Source organism: Pseudomonas paracarnis (assembly GCF_904063055.1).
Taxonomy (GTDB): Bacteria; Pseudomonadota; Gammaproteobacteria; order Pseudomonadales; family Pseudomonadaceae; genus Aquipseudomonas; species Aquipseudomonas paracarnis.
This window is the reverse complement of record NZ_CAJFCN010000004.1, coordinates 169,858-189,923: the sequence shown is the minus strand read 5'-3', so window position 1 is coordinate 189,923 and position 20,066 is coordinate 169,858. Positions and strand designations below refer to the sequence as shown.

General features: G+C 62.0%; 17 protein-coding genes and 3 tRNA genes. 1 reads left to right on the top strand and 19 read right to left on the bottom strand.

What is annotated here, in order from left to right; genetic code table 11:
• Nucleotides 1-40: 40 nt before the first annotated feature.
• The 19 genes from JMV15_RS10665 to leuC form a co-directional block, all read right to left on the bottom strand.
• Nucleotides 41-117: transfer RNA gene (locus JMV15_RS10665), tRNA-Asp, on the bottom strand.
• A gap of 105 nt (nucleotides 118-222) precedes the next feature.
• Nucleotides 223-299: transfer RNA gene (locus JMV15_RS10660), tRNA-Asp, on the bottom strand.
• A 56-nt stretch (nucleotides 300-355) separates the two neighbouring features.
• Nucleotides 356-431, bottom strand: a tRNA-Val gene (locus JMV15_RS10655).
• A gap of 107 nt (nucleotides 432-538) precedes the next feature.
• A complete protein-coding gene (locus JMV15_RS10650; RefSeq protein WP_014719149.1) occupies nucleotides 539-1,303 on the bottom strand; it encodes an SDR family oxidoreductase in 765 nt (254 codons plus the stop codon).
• Nucleotides 1,304-1,314: 11 nt separating this feature from the next.
• Nucleotides 1,315-2,526, bottom strand: a complete 1,212-nt coding sequence (locus JMV15_RS10645) for an O-succinylhomoserine sulfhydrylase (RefSeq protein ID WP_069868677.1) — start codon at nucleotides 2,524-2,526, stop codon at nucleotides 1,315-1,317.
• 65 nt (nucleotides 2,527-2,591) lie between these two features.
• Entirely contained in the window at nucleotides 2,592-4,097 is a 1,506-nt protein-coding gene (purF, locus tag JMV15_RS10640; protein WP_003192537.1) for an amidophosphoribosyltransferase, read from the bottom strand.
• 41 nt (nucleotides 4,098-4,138) lie between these two features.
• Entirely contained in the window at nucleotides 4,139-4,696 is a 558-nt protein-coding gene (locus tag JMV15_RS10635) for a CvpA family protein (protein ID WP_014719151.1), read from the bottom strand.
• A gap of 242 nt (nucleotides 4,697-4,938) precedes the next feature.
• On the bottom strand, nucleotides 4,939-5,607 hold the full coding sequence (locus JMV15_RS10630) for an SPOR domain-containing protein (RefSeq protein WP_014719152.1): 669 nt from the start codon (nucleotides 5,605-5,607) through the stop codon (nucleotides 4,939-4,941).
• On the bottom strand, nucleotides 5,591-6,898 hold the full coding sequence (folC, locus tag JMV15_RS10625) for a bifunctional tetrahydrofolate synthase/dihydrofolate synthase (RefSeq protein ID WP_038450872.1): 1,308 nt from the start codon (nucleotides 6,896-6,898) through the stop codon (nucleotides 5,591-5,593). Before folC ends, JMV15_RS10630 begins: the two co-directional genes overlap by 17 nt.
• Nucleotides 6,895-7,815, bottom strand: coding sequence for an acetyl-CoA carboxylase, carboxyltransferase subunit beta (gene accD, locus JMV15_RS10620; RefSeq protein WP_014719154.1), 921 nt, complete (start codon nucleotides 7,813-7,815; stop codon nucleotides 6,895-6,897). Before accD ends, folC begins: the two co-directional genes overlap by 4 nt.
• Before the next feature lie 245 nt (nucleotides 7,816-8,060).
• Nucleotides 8,061-8,693 (bottom strand): phosphoribosylanthranilate isomerase, encoded by a 633-nt coding sequence (locus tag JMV15_RS10615; RefSeq protein WP_038450873.1) that lies wholly within the window; start codon nucleotides 8,691-8,693, stop codon nucleotides 8,061-8,063.
• 63 nt (nucleotides 8,694-8,756) lie between these two features.
• Nucleotides 8,757-9,581 carry a tRNA pseudouridine(38-40) synthase TruA gene (gene truA / locus JMV15_RS10610; RefSeq protein ID WP_038450874.1) on the bottom strand — a complete coding sequence of 275 codons (825 nt, stop codon included), beginning with the start codon at nucleotides 9,579-9,581 and terminating at the stop codon, nucleotides 8,757-8,759.
• A 206-nt stretch (nucleotides 9,582-9,787) separates the two neighbouring features.
• On the bottom strand, nucleotides 9,788-12,313 hold the full coding sequence (locus tag JMV15_RS10605) for a FimV/HubP family polar landmark protein (RefSeq protein ID WP_038450876.1): 2,526 nt from the start codon (nucleotides 12,311-12,313) through the stop codon (nucleotides 9,788-9,790).
• A gap of 161 nt (nucleotides 12,314-12,474) precedes the next feature.
• A complete protein-coding gene (locus JMV15_RS10600; protein ID WP_038450878.1) occupies nucleotides 12,475-13,485 on the bottom strand; it encodes an aspartate-semialdehyde dehydrogenase in 1,011 nt (336 codons plus the stop codon).
• Between the two features lie 249 nt (nucleotides 13,486-13,734).
• Complete coding sequence (asd, locus tag JMV15_RS10595; RefSeq protein ID WP_003192554.1) at nucleotides 13,735-14,847, bottom strand: aspartate-semialdehyde dehydrogenase; 1,113 nt, start codon at nucleotides 14,845-14,847, stop codon at nucleotides 13,735-13,737.
• Nucleotides 14,848-14,911: 64 nt separating this feature from the next.
• Nucleotides 14,912-15,994 (bottom strand): 3-isopropylmalate dehydrogenase, encoded by a 1,083-nt coding sequence (leuB, locus tag JMV15_RS10590; protein ID WP_014719158.1) that lies wholly within the window; start codon nucleotides 15,992-15,994, stop codon nucleotides 14,912-14,914.
• Between the two features lie 53 nt (nucleotides 15,995-16,047).
• Nucleotides 16,048-16,812: a class I SAM-dependent methyltransferase gene (locus JMV15_RS10585; protein WP_038450880.1), complete on the bottom strand. Its 765-nt coding sequence runs from the start codon at nucleotides 16,810-16,812 to the stop codon at nucleotides 16,048-16,050.
• A gap of 129 nt (nucleotides 16,813-16,941) precedes the next feature.
• Nucleotides 16,942-17,586 (bottom strand): 3-isopropylmalate dehydratase small subunit, encoded by a 645-nt coding sequence (leuD, locus tag JMV15_RS10580; protein ID WP_014719160.1) that lies wholly within the window; start codon nucleotides 17,584-17,586, stop codon nucleotides 16,942-16,944.
• Nucleotides 17,587-17,596: 10 nt separating this feature from the next.
• Nucleotides 17,597-19,015 (bottom strand): 3-isopropylmalate dehydratase large subunit, encoded by a 1,419-nt coding sequence (gene leuC, locus JMV15_RS10575; protein ID WP_038450882.1) that lies wholly within the window; start codon nucleotides 19,013-19,015, stop codon nucleotides 17,597-17,599.
• A gap of 140 nt (nucleotides 19,016-19,155) precedes the next feature.
• On the opposite strand from leuC, the gene JMV15_RS10570 reads away from it, so the two are divergent.
• Nucleotides 19,156-20,046, top strand: coding sequence for a LysR family transcriptional regulator (locus tag JMV15_RS10570; RefSeq protein WP_038450884.1), 891 nt, complete (start codon nucleotides 19,156-19,158; stop codon nucleotides 20,044-20,046).
• The last annotated feature ends 20 nt before the right edge of the window (nucleotides 20,047-20,066 follow it).

The following is a 20,066-nucleotide window of genomic DNA, read 5'->3' as shown; positions in this document are numbered from 1 at the left end:
CCTTGTGCTTCAAGGCGTTCAGTGGGCCTTGAGGCAGATATGGCGCAGCGGACGGGACTCGAACCCGCGACCCCCGGCGTGACAGGCCGGTATTCTAACCGACTGAACTACCGCTGCGTATCGCTTGGCTGATTGAGCATGAACCCTCAACCACCTTTAAACATCTGATCGATCAGCCTTGGCTGTTCAATCTCAAGCCCGACAGATCGAACCTGGAAAATATGGCGCAGCGGACGGGACTCGAACCCGCGACCCCCGGCGTGACAGGCCGGTATTCTAACCGACTGAACTACCGCTGCGCGTCGGTGCAACCTTTAACGTTGCGTCTTACCCTAGGGGCAAAACTCTCAAGAAGTGGTGGGTGATGACGGGATCGAACCGCCGACCCTCTGCTTGTAAGGCAGATGCTCTCCCAGCTGAGCTAATCACCCTTTGCTTCGTTGAGGCCGCGAAATTTACGCAGGTAGCGGACCTAAGTCAATAGCCTGCTTGAAGTTTTTCTGAAAAAGACAAAATAACTTCAAGGCGGCTACCCGCCCTACTCGCTGTAAATCATCTTCTTGCTCATGCCGCCGTCCACCACGAACTCTTGCCCGGTGACGAACCCGGCCTGGCGTGACAACAACCAGGCCACCATCGCCGCCACGTCCTCCACCGTCCCCACCCTGCCCGCCGGATGCTGGGCATGATCGGCGTCGGTGAGCGGCTCTGCACGCCGCGCAGCCGGGTCACGTGCGTCGATCCAGCCAGGGCTGACCGCATTGACCCGCACTTCGGGACCCAGGCTCATGGCCAACGCGTGGGTCAGGGCCAACAGCCCACCTTTGCTGGCCGCATAGGCTTCGGTGTCGGGCTCGGATTGACGCGCCCGGGTCGAGGCCAGGTTGACGATAGCGCCGCCGTGGGCACGCAGGTAAGGCGCGCAGTGCTTGGCCAACAGCATCGGCCCGCTGAGGTTGACCGCCAGCACCCGATTCCAATACGTCAGATCGAGGCTTTCCAGGGTGATATTGCGCGGGTCGGCCACCGCCGCGTTGCACACCAACGCATCCAGGCGCCCGAACTGCCCCAGCACCTCGGCGACACCCTGGGCCACTTGCTTCTCGTCGGCCACGTCCATGGTGATAAACCAGGCATTGTCGCCCAGCACCTTGGACACCTTGGCACCGCGCTCGCGGTCCAGGTCGGTCAGTACCACCTGCCAACCTTCACTGATCAGCCACGCGGCAATCCCGAGGCCAATGCCCCGCGCCGCGCCCGTCACCAGCGCCACGCGCCCGTTACTGGCCGCCGCAGCCTCCATGGACCACTCGATCACAAGGCCGCCAGCCCGCGGGACAGGTCTGCCTGCAAGTCAGCAACATCTTCCAGGCCCACCGCGATGCGAATCAGGCTGTCCCGGATGCCGGCCGCTTCACGCTCCTGCGGCGCCAGGCGCCCGTGGGAGGTGGTGCTCGGGTGGGTGATGGTGGTCTTGCTGTCACCCAGGTTGGCGGTAATGGAGATCAAGCGCGTCGCGTCGATGAAGCGCCAGGCGCCGTCTTTGCCGCCCTTCACTTCAAAACTCACCACCGCCCCGAAACCACGCTGCTGGCGCTGGGCCAAGGCGTGTTGCGGGTGGCTCTTGAGGCCGGCGTAATGCACTTTCTCGATACCGTCCTGCTGCTCCAGCCACTCGGCCAGGGCCTGGGCGTTGGCACAATGGGCTTTCATGCGCAGGCTGAGGGTTTCCAGGCCTTTGAGGAAGATCCAGGCGTTGAACGGGCTGAGGGTCGGGCCGGCGGTGCGCAGGAAGCCCACCACTTCCTTCATCTGCTCGCTGCGACCGGCCACCACGCCGCCCATGCAACGGCCCTGGCCGTCGATGAACTTGGTTGCCGAGTGCACCACAATGTCCGCACCCAGCTTCAGCGGTTGCTGCAAGGCCGGGGTGCAGAAGCAGTTGTCCACCACCAGCATGGCACCCTTGGCATGCGCGACTTCGGACAGCGCGGCGATGTCCACCAGCTCAGCGAGCGGGTTGGACGGCGATTCGACGAACAACAGCTTGGTATTGGCCTTGATGGCCGCCTCCCAACCGGACAGGTCCGCCAGGGGCACGTAATCGACTTCAATACCGAAACGCTTGAAGTACTTCTCGAACAGGCTGATGGTCGAGCCGAACACGCTGCGCGATACCAGCACATGGTCGCCGGCGCTGCACAGGCTCATCACCACCGCCAGGATGGCCGCCATGCCGGTGGCAGTCGCCACGGCCTGCTCGGCACCTTCCAGGGCCGCGATGCGCTCTTCAAACGCACGCACGGTCGGGTTGGTGTAGCGCGAATACACGTTGCCCGGCACTTCGCCAGCAAACCGCGCAGCGGCGTCGGCGGCAGTACGGAACACGTAGCTGGAGGTGAAGAACATCGGGTCGCCGTGCTCACCTTCCGGGGTACGGTGCTGGCCGGCGCGCACAGCCAGGGTATCGAAAGCTACGCCATCGAGGTCGCTGTCCAACCGACCGGCATCCCATTCCTGACTCATGCTGCGACTCCTTACTCAATGCTTTATTTAAGATACAAAACCGGCCCCTCAGGGCCGGTGTTTACTCAGTTGTTATACAGGTCGATGATCGCGCTGACCGCCTGGGTCTTGATCTTCGACGAGTCGTTGCGCGCTTGCTCGATCTTGTTCAGGTAGGCCTCGTCGACATCGCCGGTGACGTACTTGCCGTCGAACACGGCGCAGTCGAACTGCTCGATCTTGATCTTGCCACCGCCAACCGCTTCGATCAGGTCCGGCAGGTCCTGGTAGATCAGCCAGTCGGCGCCGATCAGGTCGGCCACGTCCTGAGTCGAACGGTTATGCGCGATCAGCTCATGGGCGCTCGGCATGTCGATACCGTACACGTTCGGGTAACGCACCGCGGGCGCCGCAGAGCAGAAGTACACGTTCTTCGCCCCGGCTTCGCGGGCCATCTGGATAATCTGCTTGCAAGTGGTGCCGCGCACGATGGAGTCATCCACCAGCATCACGTTCTTGCCGCGGAACTCAAGTTCAATGGCGTTGAGCTTCTGACGAACCGACTTCTTGCGCGCAGCCTGGCCGGGCATGATGAAAGTACGACCGATGTAGCGGTTCTTCACGAAGCCTTCGCGGAATTTGACGCCCAGATGGTTGGCCAGCTCCAGCGCGGCGGTGCGGCTGGTGTCCGGAATCGGGATGACCACATCGATATCGTGCTCGGGACGCTCGCGCAGGATCTTCTCGGCCAGCTTCTCGCCCATGCGCAGACGCGCCTTGTAGACCGAGACGCCGTCGATGATCGAATCCGGACGCGCCAGGTAGACGTGTTCGAAGATGCACGGGGTGAGTTTCGGCGCTACGGCGCACTGGCGGGTGTGCAGCTTGCCGTCTTCGGTGATGTAGACAGCCTCGCCCGGCGCCAGGTCGCGGATCAGGGTGAAGCCCAGCACGTCCAGGGACACGCTTTCGGAGGCGATCATGTACTCGACGCCTTCGTCGGTGTGACGCTGGCCGAATACGATCGGACGAATGCCGTGGGGGTCGCGGAAACCGACGATGCCGTAACCGGTGATCATCGCCACCACCGCATAACCACCGACGCAACGGTTGTGCACGTCGATCACGGCGGCGAACACGTCTTCTTCGGTCGGCTGCAGCTTGCCGCGCTGGGCCAGCTCGTGGGCGAACACGTTGAGCAACACTTCCGAATCGGAGCTGGTGTTGACGTGGCGCAGGTCAGATTCGTAGATCTCCTTGGCCAGTTGTTCAACGTTGGTCAGGTTACCGTTGTGCGCCAAAGTGATGCCGTAAGGCGAGTTGACGTAGAAAGGTTGAGCTTCGGCCGAGGTCGAGCTACCGGCAGTCGGGTAGCGCACATGGCCAATGCCCATGTGCCCGACGAGGCGCTGCATGTGACGCTGATGGAACACGTCACGCACCAGGCCATTGTCCTTGCGCAGGAATAACCGGCCGTCGTGGCTGGTCACAATACCGGCAGCGTCCTGGCCGCGGTGCTGGAGGACGGTTAGCGCGTCATACAGCGCCTGATTGACGTTCGACTTACCGACGATACCGACGATGCCACACATGCGACGCAACCCCTACTTAATGAATCTTGACTGAACACAGCTTACTGAGGCGTTTTGGCCGGTAAGAGGTGTTCCTTGAACGGAAGATCAGCGGGTACGCTGATTCCGCTGGCCAGCCACTGACTGCTCCACCCCAGAATGAGGTTCTTGGACCAGTCTGCAACCAATAGAAATTTTGGCACGAGTACCGACTCCTGCCACCACGAATCCTGCTGTACCGGCCCCAGGCTCAACAGCCCGACCGCCACGACCACCAGCAGCGCGCCACGCGCAGCCCCGAAGGCCATGCCGAGAAATCGATCGGTCCCTTCGATGCCGGTGACACGTATCAACTCGCCAATAAGATAATTGACCATTGCCCCCACCAACAGCGTGGCGATGAACATGATGGCGCAGCCCGCGATGACGCGAGCCGAAGGTGTCTCTATGTACCCGGCCAGGTAGACCGACAGTGAACCACCGAACATCCAGGCTACGACTCCTGCAATGATCCAGGTCAGCAACGACAGTGCTTCTTTTACGAAGCCGCGGCTCAGACTGATCAAAGCGGAGATGGCGACGATTGCAACGATCGCCCAATCAACCCAGGTAAATGGCACAGTGCAGCCTACGTACGGATAAGGCGGCGCATTTTAGCAGAGCGTCGGGCTATCGGTAAGCGGTGATTGCGGCTGCTTTGCAAATCAATAGATTGGGCGGTGTGAACGCCATTTCAAGCCCACCATAAATCAATGTGGGAGCTGGCTTGCCTGCGATGAGGGCGGCATATTCGACATCGTTGTCGATTGAACCACCGCCATCGCAGGCAAGCCAGCTCCCACATTTAGTGCATATTGTCCGTTCAGCCGCGCTCGGGCTGGAAACGCACCACAAACCCGTTGAGGTTCTGCTGACGACCCAGCAAATCGCGCAGGCGATCTGCCTCGGCACGCTCGATCAGCGGCCCCACGAACACACGGTTCTTGCCATCGGCACTGCGGATATAGGCGTTATATCCCTGGGCACGCAGCTTTTTCTGCAAGGCATCGGCGCTTTCGCGATTGGCCAGGCTGGCGAGCTGGATCGACCAACTGATCGGCAAGCCATTAGGGTCGATGCGGCTCTGACCCACATCCGGCTTACCCGGTGCAGCAGGCTGCGGCGCCACAGGCTTGGGCGCTGGCGCCGGTGCAGCCGGTTTGGCGGCGACAGCCGGGGCTGGCGTCGGCTTGACCACCGGCACACTTGGCTGCACCGGCATCGAAGGGGCCTGCGAAGGTGCCTGTTGGGTGACGACCTCCTCCTCGACGGGCACAGGTTCTTCCGGCAACACCTGAGGCTCAGGCACAACTACCGGTTCGACTTGAACCTGGGGCACCACCGGCGCCTGGGGCGCAGCGGGAGCTTCAACCACCACCTGGCGCTGTTCGTCCTGGCGGGAAAACAGCATCGGCAGAAAGATTACCGCCAACGCCACCAGCACCAGGGCCCCGACCATTCGCTGCTTGTATGCGCTATCCAGTAATGCCATGTGCAGCTTCCTCCGTGGAGCGCCGGGCCAGCCATTCAAGCGCCTCGGCAACACAATAAAATGATCCGAACAACAGGATTTCGTCTTCGGCCGCAGCCAGCGCACACTGCGCCTCAAGGGCGGCAGTGATGCTTGCATACGACGTCACGGGCGCGCCAAGGTTCTGCAAGGCAGTTTCCAGCTCAACCGCAGGACGGCTGCGCGGCGTATCCAGCGGCGCAACGGCCCAAGACTGTACGCTGCCAAACAACGGCGCTATTACGCCATCAAGATCCTTGTCGGCCAGCAACCCGAACACCGCCAGGCGGCGGCCGGCCGGTGGTGTGCGCGCCAGGCGCTGAGCCAGATAGTGAGCCGCATGGGGGTTATGCCCGACATCCAGCAACAGGTTCAGGCGCTTGCCTTGCCAGTCCAGCACCCGGCGATCCAGGCGCCCCACCACCTTCGTCGCTCGCAGGGTTGCGCCGATCTGCTTGGCATCCCACGGCAGATCCAGCAGCAAATAGGCTTGCAGCGCGAGTGCGGCGTTTTCCATCGGCAGGTTCAGCAACGGCAAATCGAGCAGCTCTACCACCTTGCCACGGGCATCACGCCCACGCCATTGCCAGTGGGTCGCACCGATGTCGAGATTGAATTCACGACCTCGCAGGTAGAACGGGCAATCCAGCTCGCGCACCTTGTCCAGCAAAGGTTGCGGCGGATCCAGGTCGCCACAGAGCGCGGGCCTGCTCTGGCGGAAGATCCCGGCCTTTTCATAGGCCACAGACTCGCGGGTATTGCCTAGATAGTCGGCGTGATCAACACCGATGCTGGTGACCAGCGCCAAGTCGGCATCCACCACGTTGACCGTATCCAGGCGCCCGCCGAGGCCGACTTCCAGCACGACCACATCCAGCTGCGCACGCTCGAACAGCCAGAACGCCGCCAGGGTGCCCATTTCGAAATAGGTCAGGGAAGTCTCGCCACGCCCGGCCTCCAGGGCCGCGAAGGCTTCGCACAGTTGGGCATCAGTGGCTTCTACGCCATTGAGCTGCACCCGCTCGTTGTAGCACAGCAGGTGCGGCGAGCTGTACACGCCGACTTTGAGGCCCTGGGCCTGCAACAGCGCGGCGACAAAGGCACAGGTAGAGCCCTTGCCGTTGGTGCCGGTCACCGTGATCACACGCGGTGCCGGCTGACCCAACCCGAGGCGGGCCGCTACCTGTTGCGAGCGCTCCAGGCCCATGTCGATGGCGGACGGATGCAACTGCTCAAGGTAGGCGAGCCACTCGCCCAGGGTACGTTGGGTCATAGGTTTGCAGGCACCGGCGGCACGACGATCGGCTCGACTTTAGGCGCGACGTACACAGGCGTCGGCAGGCCCATCATTTGCGCCAGCAGGCTGCCCAGGCGCGGGCGCAACTCGCCACGCGGGATGATCAGGTCGATCGCACCGTGCTCCAGCAGGAACTCGCTGCGCTGGAAGCCTTCCGGCAGTTTCTCCCGCACGGTCTGCTCGATCACGCGTGGGCCGGCAAAGCCGATCAGGGCTTTAGGCTCGCCAACGATCACATCGCCCAACATTGCCAGGCTGGCGGACACGCCGCCGTAGACCGGGTCGGTCAATACGGAGATGAACGGAATGCCTTCTTCACGCAGACGCGCCAGAACCGCCGAGGTCTTGGCCATTTGCATCAGGGAAATCAGGGCTTCCTGCATACGCGCACCACCGGAGGCGGCGAAGCAGATCATCGGGCAACGGTTTTCCAGGGCATAGTTGGCAGCGCGAACAAAGCGCTCACCGACGATGGCACCCATGGAACCGCCCATGAAGGAGAATTCGAAGGCCGAAACCACCACCGGCATGCCCAGCAGCTTGCCGCTGACCGAAATCAGCGCGTCTTTCTCGCCGGTCTGCTTCTGCGCGCCGACCAGACGGTCCTTGTACTTCTTGCTGTCGCGGAACTTGAGACGGTCAACCGGCTCCAGGTCGGCGCCTAGCTCATTACGGCCGTCGGCATCCAGGAAGATGTCGATACGGGCGCGGGCGCCAATACGCATGTGGTGGTTGCACTTGGGGCAAACGTCCAGGGTCTTTTCCAGCTCCGGGCGATACAGTACCGCGTCGCAGGATGGGCATTTGTGCCACAGACCTTCAGGAACCGAGCTTTTCTTCACCTCGGAACGCATGATCGAAGGGATCAGTTTGTCTACTAACCAGTTGCTCATGCTTTCTTTTCTCCAGTACCGGTGGCTTGAACACAGCCCCGCGTATGCCCTTGAGCTAAATTCATATGTGGCGATGACACAGGCGGGACGGGGTCAGACGTTGGACCTGCCATTTCCCGCTCGTATCCTCAGCCTTCCAGACAACCTGCCAGCGCAGGGTTGCCACTTCGTTTCCGGGCCACCCACAGGCGGCGCCGGGCTGTTTTACACAGTGGTAGTTATGGACGGCGGCAGACTGCCAGCCGTCACATCCCACCCCTGCTGTTGCGCACGGCCTGCATGAACGCGCGAATCTTGCTCGGGTCCTTGATCCCCTTGCCCTGCTCCACCCCACCGCTGACGTCGACGGCATACGGCCGAACCTGTTCGATGGCCGCCTGGACATTTCCTGGGGTGAGCCCACCCGCGAGAATAACCGGCTTGCTCAACCCCTCGGGAATCAGCGACCAGTCGAACGCCTCGCCCGTACCACCGGGTACGCCTTCGACGTAGGTGTCCAGCAGAATCCCGCGAGCGCCGGCATACGCGGCGCAGGCTGCGGCAATATCGTCCCCGGCCTTGACCCGCAACGCCTTGATGTACGGGCGCTGATAGCTTTCGCATTCCTCTGGCGTTTCGTCGCCATGGAACTGCAACATATCCAGCGGCACCGCATCCAGAGTTTCGTTGAGCTCGCAGCGGCTGGCATTGACAAACAACCCCACGGTGGTCACGAAGGGCGGCAACGCAGCGATAATCGCCCGCGCCTGCAGCACATTTACCGCCCGTGGGCTCTTGGCATAAAACACCAGGCCAATGGCATCCGCCCCCGCTTCGACTGCCGCCAGCGCGTCTTCTATGCGGGTAATCCCGCAAATCTTGCTGCGAACGGCTGACATGTCGTAGGAACCTCAGGGTTGGTCCGAGAAAGTCCCGGATGGTAACAAAAGCTTTTCCGGGCGTCAGCCGCCAAGTTCGCTGAACCCGGTGAGGAAGTGCGGCCCGATAAAGCGTTCCGGCAGTTCGAACTCGTTGCGGTACTCCACATCCACCAGATACAGGCCGAACGGATGCGCCGTGACCCCGCCGGTGCGGCGGATGCGGCTTTCCAGCACTTCCTTGGCCCACTCCACCGGGCGCTCACCGGTGCCGATGGTCATCAGCACCCCAGCGATATTGCGCACCATATGATGCAGAAAGGCCCCGGCACGGATATCCAGCACGATCATCTTGCCGTGGCGCGTCACCCGCAGGTGGTGGACTTCCTTGATCGGAGACTTGGCCTGGCACTGCCCGGCACGGAAGGCGCTGAAGTCATGCACCCCCACCAGATGCTGCGCGGCTTCGGCCATACGCTCGGCATCCAGCGGGCGGTGGTTCCAGGTGATTTCTTCATTGAGGTGCGCCGGGCGGATCTGATCGTTGTAGATCACGTAGCGGTAACGCCGGGCGATGGCCTTGAAACGGGCGTGAAAATGCGCCGGCATGACCTTGGCCCAGCTGACACTGACATCATGGGGCAAATTGATATTGGCCCCCATCACCCACGCCTTCATCGACCGCTCGGCCTGGGTGTCGAAGTGCACCACTTGGCCACACGCGTGCACGCCGGCATCAGTGCGCCCGGCACACATCAGCGACACCGGCGAGTTGGCGACTTTGGACAGGGCGTTTTCCAGGGTTTCCTGCACCGTCAGCACCCCGGAGGCCTGACGCTGCCAGCCGCGATAGCGCGAGCCTTTGTATTCCACGCCCAGGGCGATGCGGTAAAAGCCTGCGGCCGCCATTTCGGCAGCCGCGTTATCTATATTTGCCAAGAACTGAGAGCCTGATGAGTTGCGCAAAGGCGGGCATTATAGGGCGTCAGGGTGCATGAGTGGACTTTAAATATGAGAGCGGGCTTGCTCGCAAATGCGCCGTGTCATCCAGCACATCAGCAACTGCACCACCGCATTCGCGAGCAAGCCCGCTCCCACATTTTCTGCGTCGGCCGTTAGATTCTGCCGAGCATTTCCTTGGCTTCGCTACGCTGACCCTCGTCGCCTTCGGTCAACACTTCGGACAGGATGTCTCGCGCGCCGTCCGCATCGCCCATGTCGATGTAGGCCTGGGCCAAGTCGAGCTTGGTGGCCACTTCATCAGTGCCAGAGAGGAAATCGAACTCTGGCTCATCCTCAGCACCCAGCGCGGCATCTTCAGCCGTGAAGGAAGGCTCGATCGGCGGATGCTCCAGACTCTGTGACAAACGATCCAGTTCAGCGTTGACGTCGTCCAGCTCCGAAGCAAAAGCATCGGGCTTGGCTGCCGGGGCGCTCGGCTCGTCCGCCAGCGACAGGTCAAAGTCTTCTGGCAGGTCGAATTCGTCCAGCGCGGCCGGCGTCAGGGTCGGCGGCTCAACCGGCGGGACATCCTTGATCTGCCCTTCAAGGCCCGACAGGAAGTCGTCATCGGATTGCGACGTCGGCGGGTCCAGTTGCAGGTCCAGGTCAAAGTCCGACAGATCCTGCGCATCAGCCTTGGGCTCAGTCTGTTGTTTGAGCAGCGATTCAAAGGTTTGCTGGTCTTGCGCGATCTCGGCCGGCGAGGCGGCTTCCAGGTCATCCAGACTCAGGTCGAAATCGGTGTCGAAGGTGTCTGCCTGCGGGGCCGGGGTCGGCTTGTCATCGAGCAGGTCCTTGACGTACTGCGCATCCAGGGCCGCGGCAGCCACTGCGGCACTGACACCCGCCGCCAACACGGCCATGGCCGGGAAACGCGCCTTGAGCTGCTCGACCTGGGCATGGTTCTCACCGTTGGCCACCAACTGGCGCTCCTGGGTGACGAACCCGTCCTTGTTGTTCTGCAGCCCATAGACTTCCATCAGCTTCAAACGCAGGTCGCTGCGCTTGGGCTCGCGCTTGATGGCTTGTTCAAGCACATCCGCCGCCTGGTTCAGATGGCCACGGTCGATATGGGATTGGGCCTGGGCCAGGGCGTCACTGGCGTTTTCCTGAGCCACGGCAACCGCCAACGGCGCCAGCACGGAGGCGACCGTCGGTGCCACTACCGTCTCAACCACCGGCGCCGGCGCGGGCGCAGATGCTGGCGGCGTTGCGGTGGCGAGCTTGACGCTCGGCGGCGGCACTTCAAGGCCCTCGAAGCTGTCAGGCGGCAGGTCTTGATCGATATTGGAAACGAACTCAGGCTCTTCGGCCAACGCCCGTGCCATACGCAGATGTTTCTCTTCTTCGCGGCGAGCATTGCGATGGCGTGCCCACAGCAGCAGAAGCAGCAACACCACCAGCAGGGCCGCACCGCCAAGGATGCCGAGCACAATCGGGTTGGTCAGCAGGTCGTTGAACTTGCCTTCGGTGCTGGCCGGCGCAGCAGCCGGCTTGGCCGGTTCAGGCACTGGCGCTGGTGTTGCAACGGGGGCCGCCGGCTCAGCTGCCGGTTCACCCGGCAACTGCGCAGGCATCGCGGCTGTCTGTGGCTCGCCCGTTTGCGCTTGCAAACGAGCCAATTGGTCATTCTTCAGCTGGATCAGCTTCTGCAGCTTGTCCAACTGGCTTTGCAAGTCGGCGGCACGGCTTTTCAGTTCTTCGTTGTCGCGCCGCGTGGTGTCGAGCTCTTCCTGGGTCATTGCCAGCTTGTCGCTCAGGGCGCGGCTGTCACCGACGGTGCCCTTCGCGCCTTTCTTGGCAGCTTCGGCCGACACCAGGCTCAGGTTATCCTTGGCCTGGGTACTCGACGGCGCATTGCCGGCCTGGGTGCGTTTGGTCGCGTCCAGCTGCGGCTTGCCGGCCACTTGGCTCTGAGGGCCACGGCGGCCCTGGCGCCAGGTGGCGTTCTGCGCGCTCACTTCGGCAATCGCTTGCGGCTGCGCCAGCGCTGTACTTTGCGTGGTATCTGGCAGGCGCAGGACCTGGCCGGTTTTCAGGCGGTTGATATTGCCGTCGACAAAGGCATCCGGGTTAAGCGCCTGGATGGCCAGCATCGTTTGCTGGACCGAGGCGCCATTGCGGTTCTTTGCGGCAATTTCCCACAAGGTGTCGCGGGACGTGGTGGTGTGCTGGGCAGGCGTGCTGGCGGCTGGCGCGGTACTGGCCGGCGCGCTCGCCGTCGGCGCTGGCTGATCGAACTTGGCCGGGTCGAGCAGTACGCTGTAGTCACGCATCAAACGGCCATTGGGCCATTGCACCTGCATGAGGAAGCGCACATAGGAATCGGGCAGAGGCTTGCTGGAGGTCACGCGCACCACGCTGCGCCCCTCGGGGTTGATCACCGGGGTGAACGTCAGGTCATCGAGAAACGCCTGGCGGTCGACACCCGCATCCACGAAGGCCTGGGCCGACGCCAGGCTAGGGGTGATCTCGGCCGCCGTAAGGCCGCCCACATCGCGCAATTCGATTTCCACCGACAGCGGCTGGTTCAACTTCGACTTGAGCGTCATCTCCCCAAGTTGCAGCGCCTGCGCCATACCGGAGGACAGCGCCGAGGCGGCCGCTATTGCTAACACCAGTTTGCGAACTTGAACCATAGCCTCATCCTTTGTTTGAACGCTTCCCGCCCTGCGAGAAGGTTGGTAACCGCTGCCATTAGGCATGGCGAGCCGATAGGTCACCGACGCGCTTGTGTTTCACTTGGGACCAAGCATAGCGCCTGGTTAGAATCAATCTACAAATTGCCGCCAAGTATCTTTTACACAAGGCCTTTTATCAACAACTGCGCCAGCTCCACGGCGTTCAGGGCCGAGCCTTTGCGTACGTTATCTGACGTCAGCCAAAGATTTAGTTCCGCCGGGTCGTCGATACCGGCGCGAACTCGCCCTACGTACACCACGTCCTGGCCGACGGCATCGCCTACGGCCGTGGGGTAATCGCCCTCCTCGACCCGCTCGATTCCCGGTGCAGCGTCGAGCGCACGGTTCACCGCGTCCAGGTCGACCGGCGCGGCCAATTGCAGCGACACAGCCAGGCTATCGCCGAAAAACACCGGGGCTTGAACGCAGGTGGCGGAAATCTTTAGTAAAGGTGTTTCCAGCACCGCACGCAGTTCGTGTACGAGACGTTTCTCCAGGGCGGTATGACCTTGGGCATCCGGCGTGCCGACTTGCGCCAGCAGGTTGAACGCCACTTGCCGATCAAAGAACGCCGGTTCCAAGGGACGCACGTTCAACAGTTCAGCGGTCTGGCGCGCCAACTCGCTGACGGCCTCGCGGCCCTGGGCAGAGATGGCCAGGTTAGCGGTGACACTCACGCGCTGGATGTCCACCACACCGCGCAAGGGCGCCAGCACCACCGCGAGGTACGTGGCACAGGGGCTCGGGCTGCCGAGTTGAAAAGGCTTTTTCAACGCGTTCAGCACATGGCCGTTGGCCTGCGGTACCACTTGCGGCGCCTGCTCGGCGGGCAATGCGCCGGACAAGTCAATCACCGCGCAACCAGCGGCGGTGGCACGCGGAGCGAAGCTCAAGGTCACCGCCGGGCCTGCAGCGAAGAACGCCAACTGCACCTTGCTGAAGTCAAACGTGTCGACTTCTTTGACCCGCACGTTCTTGCCCCGAAACGGCACCGAAGCCCCCGCCGAGTTGCTGCCCGCCAGCAAGTACAAGGTGCCCACAGGGAACTCCAGCTCTTCAAGAATCTGCACCAGGGTTTCACCCACGGTACCGGTGGCGCCGATCACGGCGATTTCAAAGGTCTGGGTCATGGGGTTGCCTCGGGCATTACGGGGGAGCGGCACTTTACCGGGTGGTAGAGGGTGAGGCAATTACAGCCCCCCTGATCGTTCCCACGCTCTGCGTGGGAATGCCTCCTGTGACGCTCCGCGTCACGCCTCTAAAGCAGACGCAGAGCGTCCAGAGCTGCATTCCCACGCAGAGCGTGGGAATGATCACAAAGGCAACAAAAAACCCGCGCCTGTCACCAGAACGCGGGTTTCTGTTATTGCTTCAAGCGATCAACGCTCCAGCAAAATCCGCAACATGCGACGCAACGGCTCAGCCGCGCCCCACAGCAGTTGGTCGCCGACGGTGAACGCGCCGAGGAACTGGCTGCCCATGTTCAGCTTGCGCAGACGGCCCACCGGTACATTCAGGGTGCCGGTGACCTTGGTCGGGCTCAGCTCCTGCATGCTGATATCGCGGTTGTTCGGCACCAGCTTGACCCAGGGGTTGTGCTGGCTGATCAGGCCTTCGATATCGGCGATCGGCACGTCTTTGTTCAGCTTGATGGTCAGCGCCTGGCTGTGGCAACGCATGGCGCCAATGCGCACGCAGATGCCATCCACCGGGATCGGGTTCTTGAAGCGACCCAGGATCTTGTTGGTTTCGGCCTGGGCCTTCCACTCTTCACGGCTCTGGCCGTTAGGCAGTTCCTTGTCGATCCACGGGATCAAGCTACCGGCCAATGGCACGCCAAAGTTCTCGGTCGGGTAAGCGTCGCTGCGCATGGCCTCGGCCACACGGCGGTCGATATCGAGAATCGCACTCGCCGGGTCAGCCAGTTGATCGGCGACAGCGGCGTGGGTCGCGCCCATCTGCTTGATCAGTTCGCGCATGTTCTGCGCGCCGGCGCCGGAGGCCGCCTGATAGGTCATGGCGCTCATCCACTCCACCAGGCCCGCTTCGAACAGGCCACCCAGGCCCATCAGCATCAGGCTCACGGTGCAGTTGCCGCCCACGTAGTTCTTGGTGCCGGCGTCCAGTTGCTGATCGATGACCTTGCGGTTGACCGGATCGAGGATGATCACCGCGTCATCCTGCATGCGCAGGCTCGAAGCGGCGTCGATCCAGTAACCCTGCCAGCCGGCTTCGCGCAGCTTGGGGAAGACTTCGCTGGTGTAGTCGCCACCCTGGCAGGTCAGGATCACGTCGAGGCTCTTCAACTCTTCAATGCTGTAGGCATCCTTGAGCGGGGCAATATCCTTGCCCACGGACGGCCCTTGGCCACCTACGTTCGAAGTGGTGAAAAACACCGGCTCAATAAGATCGAAATCCTGCTCTTCCAGCATCCGCTGCATGAGCACGGAACCGACCATACCGCGCCAACCGATCAGACCTACACGTTTCATCGCAACTACACCTTGTTAAAAAGTGGGCCGCCTTGCAGCAACAACTGCAAGCGGGCCCGAGAGATTACAGATTCCGCAGCGCGGCGACTACTGCGTCGCCCATTTCTTGCGTCCCGACCTTGGTGCAACCCTGGGACCAGATATCGCCCGTGCGCAAGCCCTGATCCAGCACCAGGCTGACAGCCTTCTCGATGGCGTCCGCCGCATCGCCCAGGTTGAAGCTGTAGCGCAGCATCATCGACACCGACAAAATCGTCGCCAGCGGGTTGGCAATGCCCTGCCCCGCGATGTCTGGCGCCGAACCGTGGCACGGCTCGTACATACCTTTATTGTTGGTGTCCAGGGACGCCGACGGCAGCATGCCGATGGAACCGGTGAGCATCGACGCCTGGTCGGACAGGATGTCGCCGAACAGGTTGTCGGTGACGATCACGTCGAACTGCTTGGGTGCGCGCACCAACTGCATGGCGGCGTTGTCGACGTACATATGGCTCAGTTCGACGTCCGGGTAATCCTTGGCGACTTCTTCGACGATTTCACGCCACAGCTGGCTGGAAGCCAACACGTTGGCTTTATCCACCGAGCAGACCTTTTTACCGCGCACCCGCGCCATGTCGAAACCGACACGGGCGATACGGCGGATTTCGCTCTCGCTGTACGGCAGCGTGTCGTAGGCCTGGCGTTCGCCATTTTCCAACTCGCGCACGCCCCGTGGCGAGCCGAAGTAGATACCGCCGGTCAGCTCGCGCACGATGAGGATATCCAGGCCCGCCACCACTTCCGGCTTGAGGCTCGACGCGTCGGCCAGTTGCGGGTAGAGGATGGCCGGGCGCAGGTTGCCGAACAGGCCCAGTTGCGCACGGATTTTCAGCAGGCCGCGCTCAGGGCGGATGTCACGCTCGATCTTGTCCCATTTCGGCCCACCCACGGCGCCGAGCAGCACGGCATCGGCAGCCCGGGCGCGGTCGAGGGTCTCGTCGGCCAGGGGCACGCCGTGCTTGTCGATGGCGGCGCCGCCGATCACATCGTGGCTCAGCTCGAAGCCCAGGTTGTACTTGCTGTTGGCAAGCTCAAGGACCTTGACCGCTTCGGCCATGATTTCCGGACCAATACCGTCGCCAGGGAGAATCAGAATCTGCTTGCTCATGCGTTCCTCATTTCATCAAGCGACCCGCCCGTGGGCAGGTCGGGAAAAATCAATCAGCGTTCGGCGAAGACCACCAGCACATCGATGCTGAAGGTGCCGTCGGCTTGAATGTCGTAATAATCGCGCACTTCCTGGCCCATCGCCTGTTGCAGCTTAAGGATTGCCGCACGCAAGACCTCTGGCGTGCGCATGCGCTCGACCCACGAGGTGTATTCCAGGCGCAAGCGCTGGCGACTGCTGTTGCGCACGTGCAGGCCAGCCTCACTCAACTGGCGCATCCACTCGGCGCCGGAGTAATCACGCACGTGGCTGGTGTCGCGCAGCACTTCGACGGTTTGCAGGTAAGTGTCCAACAGGGGGCTGCCCGGTGACAAGACATCCACAAATGCCGCCACGCCGCCCGGCTTGAGCACCCGGCGCACTTCACGCAGGGCCAGGCCGAGGTCGCTCCAGTGATGGGCCGAATAACGGCTGAATACGAAGTCGAATTCACCGTCAGCGAAGGGCAGGCGCTCGGCGGCGCCGTGCACGGTGCGGATGTTGGCCAGGTTGCGGTCTTTGGCGGCGGCGGCCATCACGTCGAGCATAGGCTGGGACAGGTCGTAGGCCACCACTTCTTTGACCAGAGGCGCCACATGGAAGCTGACATGACCGGCACCGCAGCCCAGGTCCAGCAAGCGTGCAGCGCCCTGCCCGGCCAGCTCGGCCTGTAGCACAGCGAATTCGGTGCCCTGGGCGTGCACGGCGCTGCTCAGGTAGGCCGAGGCTTGCTCGCCGAATTGTTTTTGCACGACTTGGGTGTGGGCGGGGGTGGTCATGGTGGCTTTCCTTGGGGTTTGTGGTGGTTGCACTGGCGCTATCGCAGGCAAGCCAGCTCCCACCGTTGGAATGCACTCCAATGTGGGAGTCGGGCTTGCCCGCGATGGGGCCCGCACGGTTACCGCAAATCAGGCATCGCGAAACAACCAGGGCTGGCTCGCCCGGTGCCTGGTTTCAAACGCAGCAATCGCATCGCCGTCCTGCAAGGTCAGGCCGATGTCGTCCAGGCCGTTGATCAGGCAGTGCTTACGGAAGGCATCCACTTCAAAGTGGTACACCTTGCCGTCCGGGCGGGTCACGGTTTGCGCGGCCAGGTCCACCGTCAATTGGTAGCCGACATTGGCCTCCACTTGCTGGAACAACTCGTCCACTTCTGCGTCGCTCAAGATGATCGGCAACAGGCCGTTCTTGAAGCTGTTGTTGAAGAAGATATCGGCGTAGCTCGGCGCGATGATGCTGCGAAAGCCGTACTCTTCCAGGGCCCACGGCGCGTGTTCACGGCTGGAGCCGCAACCGAAGTTTTCCCGGGCCAGCAACACGCTGGCACCTTGGTAACGCTCGGCGTTGAGCACAAAGTCCTTGTTCAGGGGGCGCTTGGAGTTGTCCTGGTAGGCGTAGCCCACGTCCAGGTAGCGCCACTCATCGAACAAGTTGGGGCCGAAACCGGTGCGCTTGATCGACTTCAAAAATTGCTTGGGGATGATCTGGTCGGTGTCCACATTGGCACGGTCCAACGGCGCTACAAGGCCTGTATGTTGGGTAAAAGCTCTCATCGGGTTTTCCTCAGATCAATTCGCGAACGTCGATGAAACGACCGTTGACGGCAGCAGCGGCGGCCATGGCCGGGCTCACCAGGTGGGTACGCCCACCCGCGCCCTGACGCCCTTCGAAGTTACGGTTGGAGGTCGATGCGCAATGCTCGCCCGACTCCAGGCGGTCCGGGTTCATCGCCAGGCACATCGAGCAGCCCGGCTCCCGCCATTCAAAACCGGCTTCGAGGAAGATCTTGTCCAGCCCTTCGGCTTCCGCCTGGGCTTTAACCAGCCCGGAACCTGGCACCACAATGGCTTGCTTGATAGTCGAGGCCACCTTGCGGCCCTTGGCGATCACCGCCGCGGCGCGCAGGTCTTCGATCCGCGAGTTGGTGCAGGAGCCGATAAATACACGGTCCAACTGGATATCAGTGATCGCCTGATTGGCGGTCAACCCCATGTATTTCAAGGCGCGCTCGATGGAGCCGCGCTTGACCAGGTCGGCCTCTTTGGCCGGGTCCGGCACGTTCTGGTCAACGGCCAAGACCATTTCCGGCGAAGTGCCCCAGCTGACTTGCGGCTTGATCTGCGCAGCGTCGAGTTCGACCACGGTGTCGAACACCGCATCGGCGTCGGAGACCAGGTCTTTCCAGGCTTCGACGGCGGCGTCCCAATCGGCGCCTTGCGGCGCGAAGGGGCGACCTTTGACGTATTCGACGGTTTTTTCGTCCGCCGCCACCATACCCACGCGGGCACCGGCTTCGATGGACATGTTGCAGATGGTCATGCGGCCTTCAATGGACAGGTCGCGGATAGCACTGCCGGCGAACTCGATGGCATGGCCGTTGCCGCCTGCGGTGCCGATCTTGCCGATCACAGCCAGTACGATGTCCTTGGCGGTCACGCCAAACGGCAATTGGCCTTCGACGCGTACCAGCATGTTCTTCATTTTCTTGGCCACCAGGCACTGGGTGGCAAACACGTGCTCCACCTCGGAAGTACCGATGCCGTGGGCCAGAGCGCCGAACGCACCATGGGTGGAGGTATGAGAGTCACCGCAGACCACGGTCATGCCCGGCAAGGTTGCGCCCTGCTCCGGGCCGATGACGTGGACGATGCCTTGGCGCACGTCGTTCATCTTGAATTCGGTGATGCCGTATTCGTCGCAATAGTCGTCAAGGGTCTGCACCTGCAAGCGCGAGACATGGTCGGCAATGGCTTCGATGCCGCCTTTGCGCTCAGGAGTGGTCGGGACGTTGTGGTCCGGCGTGGCGATGATGGAGTCGACGCGCCAAGGCTTGCGCCCGGCCAGTCGCAGGCCTTCGAACGCTTGGGGCGAGGTCACTTCATGGATGATGTGACGGTCGATGTAGATCAGCGACGATCCATCATCGCGACGTTTCACTTCATGGGAATCCCAAAGCTTGTCGTAAAGCGTTTTGCCGGCCATCAGTCGGTCCTCATCAGCGGTGCTTCTATACGCCGGGCTTTTCAATAACCCTTTGGCTTGTGAGGCTGATGGTATGGCGCTACATTAAATAACTCAAATTCATATTTTTTATGCTTTGGATTACCAACTGGAATAGCACCATGGACCTGGCCAACCTCAACGCCTTTATCGCCATCGCCGAGACCGGCAGCTTCTCCGGCGCCGGCGAACGCCTGCACCTGACCCAGCCGGCCATCAGCAAGCGCATCGCCGGTCTGGAACAACAATTGAAGGTACGACTGTTCGACCGCCTGGGCCGCGAAGTCGGCCTGACCGAGGCCGGGCGGGCCTTGCTGCCCCGCGCCTATCAAATCCTCAACGTGCTGGACGACACCCGCCGCGCCCTGACCAACCTCACCGGCGAAGTCAGCGGCCGCCTCACCCTGGCCACCAGCCACCATATCGGCCTGCACCGCCTGCCACCGATTCTGCGCACCTTCACCCGGCAATACCCGAATGTGGCGCTGGATATTCAGTTTCTGGATTCAGAAGTGGCCTACGAAGAAATCCTCCACGGCCGTGCGGAAGTCGCAGTGATCACCCTGGCGCCAGAGCCCCACAACCTGGTACGCGCCACCCGGGTGTGGGACGACCCGCTGGATTTTGTGGTGGCGCCGGAACACAGCCTGATCAGCAACGGTTCCGTCAGCCTGGCGGATATAGCCGGGCATCCGGCAGTGTTTCCCGGAGGCAATACCTTTACCCACCATATTGTCAGCCGCCTGTTCGAGGCGCAGGGCCTGATGCCCAATATCGCGATGAGTACTAACTACCTGGAAACCATCAAGATGATGGTCTCCATCGGTCTGGCCTGGAGTGTGTTACCACGCACCATGCTCGACGATCAGGTGGCAAGTATCGCTTTGCCGGGCATACAGCTCAGTCGCCAGCTAGGCTATATCGTGCACACCGAAAGGACGCTGTCGAACGCTGCGCGGGCTTTCATGAGCCTGTTGGATGCACAGGTCGATCTGCCAGGGTTACCGGCATGACACCGTGCGGGCCAAGGGTT

What these genes read in the sequence shown, in the direction of transcription:
- leuD (WP_014719160.1), bottom strand. Translation starts at nt 17,586, where the DNA reads ATGAGAGCTTTTACCCAACATACAGGCCTTGTAGCGCCGTTGGACCGT.
- JMV15_RS10630 (WP_014719152.1), bottom strand. Translation starts at nt 5,607, where the DNA reads ATGGCATTACTGGATAGCGCATACAAGCAGCGAATGGTCGGGGCCCTG.
- truA (WP_038450874.1), bottom strand. Translation starts at nt 9,581, where the DNA reads ATGGCGGCCGCAGGCTTTTACCGCATCGCCCTGGGCGTGGAATACAAA.
- JMV15_RS10600 (WP_038450878.1), bottom strand. Translation starts at nt 13,485, where the DNA reads ATGACCCAGACCTTTGAAATCGCCGTGATCGGCGCCACCGGTACCGTG.
- JMV15_RS10615 (WP_038450873.1), bottom strand. Translation starts at nt 8,693, where the DNA reads ATGTCAGCCGTTCGCAGCAAGATTTGCGGGATTACCCGCATAGAAGAC.
- JMV15_RS10605 (WP_038450876.1), bottom strand. Translation starts at nt 12,313, where the DNA reads ATGGTTCAAGTTCGCAAACTGGTGTTAGCAATAGCGGCCGCCTCGGCG.
- purF (WP_003192537.1), bottom strand. Translation starts at nt 4,097, where the DNA reads ATGTGTGGCATCGTCGGTATCGTCGGTAAGTCGAACGTCAATCAGGCG.
- JMV15_RS10645 (WP_069868677.1), bottom strand. Translation starts at nt 2,526, where the DNA reads ATGAGTCAGGAATGGGATGCCGGTCGGTTGGACAGCGACCTCGATGGC.
- JMV15_RS10650 (WP_014719149.1), bottom strand. Translation starts at nt 1,303, where the DNA reads ATGGAGGCTGCGGCGGCCAGTAACGGGCGCGTGGCGCTGGTGACGGGC.
- JMV15_RS10585 (WP_038450880.1), bottom strand. Translation starts at nt 16,812, where the DNA reads ATGACCACCCCCGCCCACACCCAAGTCGTGCAAAAACAATTCGGCGAG.
- leuC (WP_038450882.1), bottom strand. Translation starts at nt 19,015, where the DNA reads ATGGCCGGCAAAACGCTTTACGACAAGCTTTGGGATTCCCATGAAGTG.
- accD (WP_014719154.1), bottom strand. Translation starts at nt 7,815, where the DNA reads ATGAGCAACTGGTTAGTAGACAAACTGATCCCTTCGATCATGCGTTCC.
- leuB (WP_014719158.1), bottom strand. Translation starts at nt 15,994, where the DNA reads ATGAGCAAGCAGATTCTGATTCTCCCTGGCGACGGTATTGGTCCGGAA.
- JMV15_RS10570 (WP_038450884.1), top strand. Translation starts at nt 19,156, where the DNA reads ATGGACCTGGCCAACCTCAACGCCTTTATCGCCATCGCCGAGACCGGC.
- asd (WP_003192554.1), bottom strand. Translation starts at nt 14,847, where the DNA reads ATGAAACGTGTAGGTCTGATCGGTTGGCGCGGTATGGTCGGTTCCGTG.
- folC (WP_038450872.1), bottom strand. Translation starts at nt 6,898, where the DNA reads ATGACCCAACGTACCCTGGGCGAGTGGCTCGCCTACCTTGAGCAGTTG.